This is a genomic window from Allocatenococcus thiocycli, assembly GCF_921292965.1.
In the GTDB taxonomy this organism is placed as follows: Bacteria; Pseudomonadota; Gammaproteobacteria; order Enterobacterales; family Vibrionaceae; genus Vibrio; species Vibrio natriegens.
The window spans coordinates 73,027-84,688 of sequence record NZ_CAKLCK010000037.1 but is presented as its reverse complement, the minus strand read 5'-3'; the positions used below and the strand labels follow the sequence as shown (position 1 = coordinate 84,688).

General features: G+C 44.8%; 9 protein-coding genes. 3 read left to right on the top strand and 6 right to left on the bottom strand.

All coding sequences use genetic code 11. The features are described 5' to 3' along the window. The first annotated feature begins 4 nt into the window (after positions 1–4). Complete coding sequence (locus tag L9Q40_RS15080; RefSeq protein ID WP_118118592.1) at positions 5–925, top strand: precorrin-2 dehydrogenase/sirohydrochlorin ferrochelatase family protein; 921 nt, start codon at positions 5–7, stop codon at positions 923–925. Positions 926–994: 69 nt separating this feature from the next. Here the strand turns inward: L9Q40_RS15080 and L9Q40_RS15075 are convergent, their stop codons facing one another. Together L9Q40_RS15075 and L9Q40_RS15070 are read right to left on the bottom strand one after the other, a co-directional pair. Continuing rightward, the gene (locus L9Q40_RS15075; RefSeq protein ID WP_014231903.1) at positions 995–1,477 is read right to left on the bottom strand and encodes a YajQ family cyclic di-GMP-binding protein; all 483 of its coding nucleotides are present in this window, start codon (positions 1,475–1,477) and stop codon (positions 995–997) included. Positions 1,478–1,505: 28 nt separating this feature from the next. Beyond that, positions 1,506–2,558, bottom strand: coding sequence for a 3-deoxy-7-phosphoheptulonate synthase (locus tag L9Q40_RS15070; RefSeq protein WP_020333311.1), 1,053 nt, complete (start codon positions 2,556–2,558; stop codon positions 1,506–1,508). Between the two features lie 422 nt (positions 2,559–2,980). Between L9Q40_RS15070 and L9Q40_RS15065 the strand changes: the two genes are divergently transcribed. Beyond that, entirely contained in the window at positions 2,981–3,478 is a 498-nt protein-coding gene (locus L9Q40_RS15065; protein WP_498793763.1) for a PaaI family thioesterase, read from the top strand. Positions 3,479–3,494: 16 nt separating this feature from the next. On the opposite strand, the gene L9Q40_RS15060 is transcribed toward L9Q40_RS15065, so the two are convergent. After that, positions 3,495–4,847, bottom strand: coding sequence for a hypothetical protein (locus tag L9Q40_RS15060; protein WP_498793762.1), 1,353 nt, complete (start codon positions 4,845–4,847; stop codon positions 3,495–3,497). Positions 4,848–5,031: 184 nt separating this feature from the next. Between L9Q40_RS15060 and L9Q40_RS15055 the strand changes: the two genes are divergently transcribed. Continuing rightward, on the top strand, positions 5,032–5,865 hold the full coding sequence (locus L9Q40_RS15055) for a CvfB family protein (protein ID WP_014231899.1): 834 nt from the start codon (positions 5,032–5,034) through the stop codon (positions 5,863–5,865). 319 nt (positions 5,866–6,184) lie between these two features. Here the strand turns inward: L9Q40_RS15055 and rsmF are convergent, their stop codons facing one another. The 3 genes from rsmF to L9Q40_RS15040 form a co-directional block, all read right to left on the bottom strand. Beyond that, a complete protein-coding gene (gene rsmF / locus L9Q40_RS15050) occupies positions 6,185–7,621 on the bottom strand; it encodes a 16S rRNA (cytosine(1407)-C(5))-methyltransferase RsmF (RefSeq protein WP_498793761.1) in 1,437 nt (478 codons plus the stop codon). 142 nt (positions 7,622–7,763) lie between these two features. Continuing rightward, positions 7,764–10,412: an MlaD family protein gene (locus L9Q40_RS15045; protein ID WP_498793760.1), complete on the bottom strand. Its 2,649-nt coding sequence runs from the start codon at positions 10,410–10,412 to the stop codon at positions 7,764–7,766. Further along, positions 10,405–11,652: a paraquat-inducible protein A gene (locus L9Q40_RS15040; RefSeq protein WP_014231896.1), complete on the bottom strand. Its 1,248-nt coding sequence runs from the start codon at positions 11,650–11,652 to the stop codon at positions 10,405–10,407. Before L9Q40_RS15040 ends, L9Q40_RS15045 begins: the two co-directional genes overlap by 8 nt. Between the last annotated feature and the right edge of the window lie 10 nt (positions 11,653–11,662).

Genomic DNA, 11,662 nt, shown 5'->3' with positions numbered 1-11,662 from the left:
TGAGATGCGATATTTTCCTCTGTTCTTAGACTTAATCAGTAAACCAGTTCTCGTTGTTGGCGGCGGTGAAGTCGCGAGCCGAAAAGTTGAGGCCTTAATAAAGGCAGGGGCGGATGTCACAGTGGTTTCGCCTACCTTAGTTGACTATCTCGCTAAGTTGGCGAAGGAGAATCAACTACATTGGATTCAGCGTTTCTATTCAAGTGACCTTGTCACAAAAGGCTTTATTCAGGTTTGGGCGACAACGGACAATCCAGATTTGAATCATCAGGTTTACAAAGATGCTAAAGCACTGGGCATTTTAGTGAATGTGGTCGATGACAAACCATACTGCGACTTCATTACCCCTTCGATGATCAATCGTGGGCGTATTCAGATAGCCATTTCGAGTGGTGGGGCGTCACCCGTTTTGATTCGTAATATTCGTGAAAAGTTAGAGATGATTCTTCCGCAGAATATGGGGCTGATGGCTGACTTTGCAAACTCAAAGCGCAACTCGATAAAAGAAGCGTTACCAAGTGTCGATTTGCGTCGTAAATTTTGGGAGCAATTCTTTTCGAATCCTGACGTTGAAAATGCGCGTGACAATAGAGATTTAGAAACCATCTACAAAGCGACTATGGCATCGCCTCTTGATGAAAAGGGCAATTGCACGTGGATTCATGTGGGTAAAGACGTTGAAATGTTGCCAATTAAAGCGGTTCGTTACATGCAGCAAGCTGAACTGGCGTTGTACTCGACAAAATGTCAATCAGACGCGATGGAGCTGGTGAGAAGAGACGCCGAGAGAGAGTCGTTTTCAAACGCCGCACAGTTATCTGACATGCTTGCGAAGGCAAAACAAGACAACTTACGCGTCTGTGTATTTATTCCTGAAGGAACCAGTGAATTCATGTTGCTACAGGGACAAGATCTCGTGATCTAGAACTCGACCTAGAATATACAAAAACGCCGACGATGATTCGTCGGCGTTTTTCGTTTATTGCGCTAATGATTAATCGCGGAAGTTATTGAACTGGAAAGGTAGTCCTAGTTCTGCTTCACGAATAGCTGCCATGGTCGCTTGTAGGTCATCACGCTTTTTACCCGTGACGCGCACTTTATCGCCTTGGATTGAAGCTTGTACTTTCAGCTTCGCATCTTTAATTAGCTTAACCACCTTTTTAGCCGTCGGCGTATCAATACCCTGGCGGAAAACGATGTTCTGATGCCAGTTTTTGCCAGTCACTTCTGGTGTTTGAGAGTCCATAGCATTTGCATCGACATTACGTTTTGCTAGGTGACCACGTAAAATGTCGCGCATTTGTTTCAGCTGAAATTCGCCTTCAGCAGACATTTTTACATTTTCTTCTACTAGCTCAAAGCTCGCATTAACATTGCGGAAATCGAAACGAGTAGATAGTTCACGGTTAGCGTTATCAACGGCGTTACGTAGTTCAACCGTATCGATTTCTGAAATAATATCAAACGATGGCATGAAGATTCCTTGATTATCTTGTTATTAATTACTTAGTGGATTTTACAGCGTCAGCCAGCATATCTAGCATTGTCACTGTATCTTCCCAACTCAGACAAGGGTCGGTAATTGATTGACCGTATGTCAGGTTATTGATGTCTGTCATTGGCTGATTGCCTTCAATGATGAAGCTCTCTGCCATAATACCTGCAACGCGTGTGCTGCCAGACTTAATCTGTTGGCAGATATCTTTCGCGACATCAAGCTGCTTTCTGTGTTGCTTTTGGCAGTTAGCATGGCTGAAATCGACGATTAGGCGTTGCGGTAAGTCAAACTCGGCCAGCGCGTCACAAGCTTGTTTAACTGAAGCTTCGTCAAAGTTTGGACCTTTTTCGCCGCCACGTAAAATAATATGACCGAATGGGTTACCACTTGTGCGATAAACCGTCATACGACCGTGTTTATCTGGAGAGTAGAAGTAGTGTGACGCTTTAGAAGCACGAATCGCATCAATCGCGATTTTCACATTACCGTTGGTACCATTTTTAAAGCCGACCGGGCATGAGAGTGCAGATGCCATTTCTCGGTGAATTTGAGACTCAGTGGTACGTGCGCCGATAGCGCCCCAAGTGATCAGATCCGCAATGTATTGACCGGTAATCATATCAAGAAACTCAGTAGCGGTGGCAAGACCAAGCTTGTTGATATCCAGTAGCAGTTTACGCGCTTTATGAAGGCCAGCTTCTAACGCATAAGAACCGTCAAGGTTTGGATCGGTAATTAAGCCTTTCCAACCCACAACTGTACGCGGTTTTTCAAAGTAAGTACGCATAACGATAAATAGCTCGTCTTTGTACTTATCCTGGATTGCGCTCAGGCGCGTAGCGTAGTCGATCGCGGCTTCTGTGTCATGGACAGAGCAAGGGCCAACGATCGCAAGAAGACGCTTATCTTCACCCGTTAAGATTTTTTCAATCTGACGTCGAGATTGAGCAATACGGTCTGCAACGTCATCCGTAATAGGATATTCACTACCTAGCTCCGCTGGGGTAGGCATTGGACCCAAAGGCTGGGTTCTCAATTCATCTGTTTTTATAGGCATCTTATAGCTTTATTCTCTGTTGCGAAGGGGTAAAGATAACGGAATTACTGGCAGGAATAAACTGTTTCACGGGATTCTTCGTCTCTAAATCCCAAATAGCGTGAAACGCTTATAAGGTTGTTACTCTTTTATAACAACCTGAAAGCATACTATCACGAGATAGTTACGTAACGATTCACCACCAGTCACGGCGGTGTTGAACACAGTGGCAAAAACAGCAAGCGCTCTCAATACTTTAATTATCGATAAAGTCAGGTGAAATTAGCCTGTGTAGAAACGATAGCCTGTCTGGGTGACGCTGTCACCTTTTGATGTGTTTATGACGAATAATTTAGTAGGTAGATCAAGTTTTGTTAACAACTTTTTGACATTCAAACGAGCGTTTGATTAACTGGCTGAGTTAGGTTGGTAAGGAGACCAAAATGTTATCTGCAGTACGTCGCGCAAACCTTTACTTGAAAGTATTCGGTTTCACTAAAGTTCCATTAATCTGGCTTTGTCGTCCAAAAATCATAGATATCGACGATAAGCATGTAGAAGTAAAAATTCCTCTGCGCAAAAGAACCAAAAACCACCTTAACAGCATGTATTTCGGTGCGTTAGCGGTTGGCGCTGATGTGGCGGGGGCTTTTTTGGCGATGAGTAAAGCTCAGGAGAAAGGTGAGCCGATTTCTTTGGCTTTTAAAGGCGTGAAGGCGGAGTTTTTAAAACGACCAGAAGCTGATGTTCATTTTATCTGTGATGATGGTCCTTTAATCGACGAAATGCTGGACTACACGCTGGAGACTGGTGAGCGTATCAATCGTGATGTAAAAATTACGGCACGTTGTCCGTCTCTTCATGGCGATGAGCCAATGGCAGAGTTTTACCTGACGCTTTCCATTAAAAAAGCAGCACAACAAAAAAAGAAGGCTGCTTAATCGTTAACTATTTTCGTTAGCTCAATTCGATTTTTTCAATCGACACTATCTTTGACCGGTTCAATACCACTTTCCAACGGTAGTACACGGGTTCATCAGTGTGGTTGTCTTCTTTGGCGATCACATTGATGAGGTGACGTTTCTCAACCGATTCTTTGGTGACTTGCCCTTCATTTAGGTGGTACACGCGGTTTGACCCTTTGTCCATTAATCGAATAATGGGTCTTAAGCTAATGTTTAGGGTTTGTCGCGTTTGTTCATAGCCACTTAAAAACATCGATGTCGCCATTTCCGTCTTTTCCTGGTAGTGAAGAATCTGCTCTTCTCGCTGAACGACGCGTTTTTTACGTATCTGTTGAATCTTGTCCGGCAGGCTAGAAAGCGTTCTATAGTCAAGCCACTCTAACTTTTTCCCAACGACTTTCTTGGTGGTTGGGTCAATGTATTTCTTACGCCATTTGGGCTTTCCTTTACGTATCCAGCGCCACATGGCATCGCGAAGATCATCTTTAAAAATTTCGCGTAGGGCATAGATGAAGGACATGGCGATAATGAAGGATGCTGAAATTTCGCCCAGATAATCACGCGCGAGGATCACAGTTGATGTTACGACAACCATCACCAAACCGGTTGCGATGCCTTTTATCGCACGTTTAACGTTTTTCCCCATTGAAACCGTTTGTTCACGCAGGACGACTGGGTGCTCGATAAGACGTCTCAACAGGCGCATTTTATTGGAGAGTCGCGTCACTTCATCGGTGACTTTGGGTGAGTTATATTTATTTAACTTACGATGCGCTTGCTCTTTTTCACACAGGGTAATCAAACGCTTCTTGATCGTGCTGTAATCGCCTTCTCGCGGCAAATGAGCGACGAGTGACAAGAATTTTTGCTCTGTGTACCACGACAAATAGTTGTCGATGTTAACGTAATAACGTTTGAGGTTCTCCTCAAAAGGAATACCACGACGAAGGCGTTTTAAAATCGCGATAGCCAATTCGATAACTTCATCAACTTCATCTTCCGTGACGGAGTTACTTTCTAGCTTATTCAAACTGGCAACGGCTTTGTCTAAGGCGATGACGTATTGATAAGCGAACAAACTCAAACTGACACGGTACTGTTGATTCGAGAGGCGTCCTCGCTTAGCCAGTCGGCTGTGAACCAAAGGAAGTAGAATCTCCTTACTGTAGTAGGAGCGCTGTTGTGTGATAGAGGTGTAATAGAATTCTGATTCACTGATGATATCGGCACTTAAGCCAAGCTCACCAGGGACAAAGAAGTAAATATCAAGGTCGACACTTTTACTTTTTGCTAGCTCATGGCTGATTTTTAATGTGATTGAATCTTGTTTATCAACGGTGACCAAAAAAAGCTCCTGACTTTGCTAAAGCATTCTTACCCCGAAAATTGTGCGGTTCATATAAGTACCAGATTGCTAAGAGAATGATTGGGGTAGACAATAACAGCATAACAGAGCGATATGCTTTTCTCTCTGATTTTCTTGTTAGTTTAGGTATAATTCCACGTAAATTTAAAAAGAGACAAAATCAATGATTAAAATTGGTCAAATTAACAGCCTAGAAGTCATTAAAAAGGCGGATTTTGGCGTATTTCTGGATGGTGATGATTACGGTTCTGTTTTGCTGCCAAACAAGCATGTCCCTGAGGGCACAGAAATTGGTGATAAAATCGACGTATTTTTATACTTTGATTCAGAAAGCCAATTGGCTGCGACCATTGAAACACCAGTCGCTCAAGTGGGCGAATGGGGCCTGATGAAGATCGAAGGTGTCAACAAGACAGGTGCTTTTGTTAATTGGGGTATCAAAGATAAAGATTTGCTCATTCCATTTAGCGAGCAACGCACGCGTTTTTCTGCTGGTCAAACGATCTTAGTTTACGTGTACACCGATAAAGCGTCGGGTCGAATTGTTGGTACGACGAAGTTCAACAAATGGTTAGATAAAACGCCCGCTAACTACGAAATAAACGAGCAAGTCGATTTGATCATTGCTGAGCGCAGTCAGCTTGGTTACAAAGCGATCGTAAACGGTAAACACTGGGGTATGATTTTCCCTTCAGATGTTTTCGGCAAACTGTATATTGGCAAAAAGCTGAAAGGTTTTATTAAGCAAATCCGTGAAGACGGCAAAATTGATCTGGCGTTACAAAAAGTGGGTGTCGCTAAGATGGATGACCTTTCTTGCAAGATCATTGAGCAGTTAGAGAAGAAGGGCGGTTTTCTCCCTCTTAATGATAAATCTTCTCCAGAAGCGATTTTTGAAGCATTTCGCACCAGTAAAGGCACGTACAAAAAAACCATTGGTGGTCTGTACAAGCAAGGTAAAATCGTTATCGAAAAAGACGGTATTCGCCTGGCATAGCGAGACGGCAAGGTACTTAAAATATAACTTTTCAAAATGAGAGAAAAAAAGCGGCCCAAACGCTTCCATTTTTTGGGCCTAGGGGAAATGGCTCCGAGGAGCCTACGCTAAAACCTTTTTAATCGCTTATTTTTGAGTGTTTGTTTGTGCAGCTATATAAGATGCAGTAATAATGCTCTGAGTTAATATATTTAGTTTAGTACAGGCCACTCGGAACGCTAGAGCGTGGCAGTGCATTAATACTCTTAATAAAAAAAGTCATCGTGTTTACGATGGCTTTTCTTTTATTTTTCGTTTAGTTGTGACGAGATAAAAAATATTAAAATAAGTTTTTATCTCGTACTAATTCTCTGGGTAGGCCGTTTTTAATACGATTACTGACCCATTTACCTAAGCCAATAATGGCTCCCTGATACTTGACAAACACTTCACCTTTGCCAGTCTTTGCCCCGTCAGGAATGTTTTGTGGGCGTACGTCACGTCCCATATACCACTCGCGAGCTTCATCTATTGTCAGCTCGATAGCATTGGTTTCTTTACCTGTGGCCAGAGCGGTCGCAACCTGATGCTGCCAACGGTAACCGTTTTTGTGTGCTTCAGCGATTTTTATCCCCATCCGCGAGAAACGCAGCTCACCAATCATTGGCTCAAGAGCATTAGGGAATAACCAAACGTCCTTTTCGCGTAGCCAAACCGCACCGTCATCTGGAAGCTCAACGTCCAATGCTTTGTGAAGCTGATTAGCAATCTCAGCAGACTCTTTTTTCGATGCTTTGGTAAATGGGAATTTACCCATCCGTTTTTTCACCTTTGGCGCTTCCACCGAAGCGTGCTTACGAATACGTGCGACAAAGAAACCTTCACAGTCGAAAACCTGAGGGAAGATATGTAAAAAGCCATCTTCGGTAAGAGCGGCTTTGGCATCTTCAAACAAATTTTCCAGACTTTCAAACTCAACAGCGTCACCAAACGTGTTTTTTAAATGATGACAGACTTGCTGGTTTTCTTCTGTGCTTAAAGTGCAGGTGGAATAAACCAGGACACCACCAGGTTTCAACGCGTGAAAGGCACTTTCAATGAGATCTTTCTGCGTATCCGCAATGTCTAAAACTGATTGTTGTGACCAGTTTTTCATTGCGTCTTCGTCTTTACGAAGAGTACCTTCGCCAGAGCACGGTGCATCCAGTAAAACCGCATCGAATTGTTCTGGTAGCCAGCCTCCGAATACTCGGCCATCAAAGTTACTGAGCGCGGCGTTACGGACACCGCAACGCTCAATGTTTGCATGCAGAACTTTCACACGGCTTGCAGCGTACTCATTCGCAACGAGGACGCCTTCATTGTTCATTAGCGCTGCGATTTGTGTCGTTTTTGATCCCGGAGCCGCTGCGGTATCAAGAACAGCATGATAAGCCTCGTCGTTCATGAATAGGGCAGACACGGGCATCATTGAGCTAGCTTCCTGAATGTAGAATAATCCAGACATGTGCTCTGCAGTATTTCCTAACGGTACTTGTGACTCATCTGCATCAATCCAAAAACCACTCTCGCACCAAGGTACAGGTGAAAGTTTCCAGCCTTTTTCTTCTGCTCGTTGGATAAACGCTTCGACACTTATCTTTAGAGTATTGACGCGAATACTTTTACGTAATGGCTTTTGACAGGAAGAAACAAAGTCTTCCATGTTGAGGCCAGTAGGTAGGATGGTTTGGATTTTTTCCAGAAACGCGTCTGGGATGTATACATTAGGATGCAATGTGGAATCTCGTTTGCAGAATTTGCCGCAAATAATATACGAAAGTCGCGCAGAAACGAATAGCCACCGAACGTGGGGGATTAAAAAAGAGCAGCCAGTGCTGCTCTTTTGTTGCCTTACAACTATGGCACAGGAATGTTAGCTATGGCTTAGGAATAGCTGTTCGCCATTGCAGCCAACTCTCTTCTGCCTGAGGGTAGAGGAAGAAGGTTTGGCCATTTTTAGCAGCAGGCAGAATTTGCGATTGTTCCGGTGTCGAAAAGGCGATTCCGCCACGCACAATACTATCAATGGTTCCCGCTTTGATATTGGCACCAGTAAGACCTATCGAGACATCGACGCCTGATACGTTCCAGAACACACTGTTCTGGCGCACAAGGTAGGCATACTCCGGTTTTAGTTTGATTGTTGTGACAATGCGATCGGCGAATTCGCCCAAGCGAACATCGGTCACCTGACCAACTTCCATTTGACGATACAAAATTGGCGTTCCAGCTTGTACTGAACCGCGTTGTTCACTTTGAAGTGTGAACATCACACCATGGACTTGATCAAATTGTTTCTCTAATTTGAAACTAAAAGCACCGTTACCTTTACCTGGTTTCACACTGATGGATTTCGAAACCAACGCGCCAAGGTTTTTCACCCCGCCAAGGCCAATTTCTGGCTCAGTAAGCCAAAAGCGAGAACCTTCGACGGCAATGTCAGATACGTACTCAGGTAAAATACGCGCCGTTACTTCGACCAAATTGCGTCTGAAGTCTGGCACAACAAGGGTCACTTCACCCACAGTCACACCTTGGTAAGTGATAGGCATGCCTTTCACCACTTCTTGAGTGCCATCGGTTGTCAGAGATATAACACGACCGAATTTGCGTGCGGTTTTTTGATCCTCATAGAGCTTCCAGCGGTCACCGATTTTGTTTTCAACGCCGGGAACAGAATCAAACGCGATGCCACCTTGGATAAGCGAGTTTAAAGGATGAGCCTTAACACTCACGCCTGCTAGGGATGCATCAATCTCAATACCTGAGCGGTTCCAGAAAATCGTTTGAGAGGTCAAAAGGTGAGCAAAGCGGTTTTCAATGCTCACCTGTATAACCACGCCGCCATCAACCAAATGAAAATCCGAGACGCTACCCACCGGTAGATTGCGGTAGAGTAGAGGGCTGCCTTTTGAAACCGAAGGTAATTCAGGCGCAAATAGGGTAAGAATTTGAGAGCCGCGGCGGTTGTTTTGCGCCAGTTCTGCTAACGATTCACTTTGGAACAGTTGATATTCGTTCTGAATACTCGCTGCGCCTGCGCTGACAAAACTGATAGAGCCTGTCAGTAGCTGTTTGGCAGGTGGTACGGTAACGCTTAGCCCAGACTCGGTCAGCTCAGCCGAAGCACTGCCTGTGACGTAGAATCGGTTGTTCGATTTGAGCAAGTGCTTGTATTCATGGTCAATGAGTACATCCATATAGACTTCATGTTGCGCTTGCTGGCCTTCCTCGACTAACCCAACTTTAATAATTGAGCCAACTACAATGCCTTTGTAGAGCACATTTGCGCCACTGTCCAAGCCAAATGAATTATCGGAAGTTAGCCTAATCGCTATCGATTTTTCTTGTTGCTGATTGAATACATTTTTACGGATAGCGGTGAACTGACGAGAGCGTTCGCCTTCACCGGGAACAATCGTTAGGTAGTTACCGCGCACCAGGTTGGCGATATTTTCGACGCCGGAAAGGGAAACCTTCGCCTCTTCCAAAACAAATCGAGTTCCGGTTGTCAGCATGTCACTGAATGCAGGCTGTACAGCCGCCGAGGCGATGATGACTTCACGGCCTTCAGAAAGGTTTAAGTCCGTCACCTGACCAATTTCGAGTCCGCGATACATGATAGGAGCACCTTCAGCACTCACTTTATTGTCATCGGGTAGTACAATTTTAACGGCAATGCCTCGTCCCGCGGTTTTCAAATCTTTATATAAACGGAACTGAGTATTTTCACCGACAGGTTCACCGTCATCAGGCGAATCCACGGCGATAGCGCCACCAATAAGGGCACTCATACTCTCTAAGCGAACGTCGACACCACCAAAGCCAATGTTTGCTCCAATGCCGCTTACGTTCCAGAAACGACTGCGATCATTAATAATATGACGGTATTGTTCCTGAATGTTTGCCTGAATCGTGATGGATTTAGCATCATCATCCAACTGATAGCTGTATACCGCGCCAATAGGGATCTTCTTATAAACGATTTGAGACCCAATCGAGACGCCACCCAAATCCCGGCTAGTCAGTTTGATGTTCAAACCTTGAGTCACACGTAGGTCCGTGGGAACAGTGTCGAGGGCATGAAAAACGGTTTCTAATTCATCACTGTCGCCTGGTTGAATAGAAATGTAGTTACCAGAAACGAGCGCGTCCAAGCCGGAGATACCACTGAGGCTGGCGGTTGGTTTCACAAGCCAAAAACGGGTGTTCTCATTAAGCAGTTTGATGGCTTCCGGGTAGATGTCGGCGTCAACGTAGATGCTGCCCAAATCTTCGGTCAGATTAATGTCGCGAACCATACCGATTTCCATACCTTGATAACGGATGGTGGTTCTTCCTGCCACTAAGCCTGCTGCATCGGAAAAGTAGATCTGAATGCGCTGACCAGCATCGTGAATCGATTTCACCACCAGCCAGCCGGCTAAAACCATTGTCAAAATCGGCAGCAGCCACAGGGGAGATATGCCTTTACTCCTCTTAATGTCTGGCACGTATGACGTTTGAGAACTGTTCTGATCACTCATTCATTGACTCTTTTTCTGATTGTTTTTGGGGCTGGTCCCAGATTAACCTTGGGTCGATACTGTCTGCTGCTAGCATAGTAAACACCACGACTAAACCGAAGGCTACTGCGCCAAGCCCCGGTGTGAAGTCGAGTATCTGACCACGATCGATCAAGGTCATCATGATAGAAATAACAAACAAATCCATGACAGACCACTTACCGATCCATTTTACTGCGAAGTAAATCATCATTCTTTGCCGCCTGAATACGTTACGTCTGAATTTGATGCACAGCATGATGTAGGCAAGGCTGAGAATTTTGACCACGGGCACAACAATACTGGCGACAAAAATAATTGCCGCAATGCCGTACATACCGCTGTTTATCAAAGACGCAACGCCGGAAAAAATTGTGTCTTCAAGGCGCTGGCCATTGGTTATCAAAATTGAAATAGGGATCAGGTTAGCCGGGAAAATCGCCACGGTTGCGGCAATCAGGTAAGCCCATGTTTTTTGAATTGAATGCGGCTTACGATGGTAAAGCTCGTGCTGGCAGCGGTGACATGAGTCATTTTCAGGTTGCGACAAGTGACATTCATGACAATGCACATCTTTGTGTTCAAACTGGTAAGTGGCCTCTGGTTGCCACACTTCCCAGTAGCGACGCACGCTGATTCGGGAAACCAGAAGTACAGTAAATATCTGCAATAAACCGAGGCCAATTAAACCTGGTCCAACAAAAATGTCCGAATAATCCTGTAGTTTGAAGCAGGCTACGGCGATACTGACCAAAAATACATCCAGCATTACCCAATGTTTAAGGTGCTGGATCAGCCAAAGAGAAACACGCAGCCCATTAAACCAACGCTTATGGATTGAAATATGGGCCGTGACGACAGAAACACAAACGGTAAGTGGCGCGATAGAGCTACAGAAAAGGATCAGTAGCGAAAGAAGCACGAAGCCTTCTTCCATCAAGGTAATCATTCCCGACGGTAAGGTTGCCGGAATCATAACGCCAAACAGCCTGATACTGATGAAATTAAAAAAGTGGGACGGAATAAATAAAAGAATGCACGTCACAGCGATGGCTAAATTGCCCGACAAACTGTGCTGTCCACCACGATACAATTGTGTACCGCAACGAGGGCAGTAGGCATGTCTACCTTGAGGCAACTCGACAATATCGACAGGAAGTTCGCAACCCTGACACAAGCGGACTCGGTTAGGTTTCATGGCGTGCTTAGACAGAGAGGCCATCACAACGACC

Coding starts and splice junctions, on each gene's coding strand:
- L9Q40_RS15080 (WP_118118592.1), top strand. CDS start 5: ATGCGATATTTTCCTCTGTTCTTAGACTTAATCAGTAAACCAGTTCTC.
- L9Q40_RS15075 (WP_014231903.1), bottom strand. CDS start 1,477: ATGCCATCGTTTGATATTATTTCAGAAATCGATACGGTTGAACTACGT.
- L9Q40_RS15070 (WP_020333311.1), bottom strand. CDS start 2,558: ATGCCTATAAAAACAGATGAATTGAGAACCCAGCCTTTGGGTCCAATG.
- L9Q40_RS15065 (WP_498793763.1), top strand. CDS start 2,981: ATGTTATCTGCAGTACGTCGCGCAAACCTTTACTTGAAAGTATTCGGT.
- L9Q40_RS15055 (WP_014231899.1), top strand. CDS start 5,032: ATGATTAAAATTGGTCAAATTAACAGCCTAGAAGTCATTAAAAAGGCG.
- L9Q40_RS15045 (WP_498793760.1), bottom strand. CDS start 10,412: ATGAGTGATCAGAACAGTTCTCAAACGTCATACGTGCCAGACATTAAG.
- L9Q40_RS15040 (WP_014231896.1), bottom strand. CDS start 11,652: ATGGCCTCTCTGTCTAAGCACGCCATGAAACCTAACCGAGTCCGCTTG.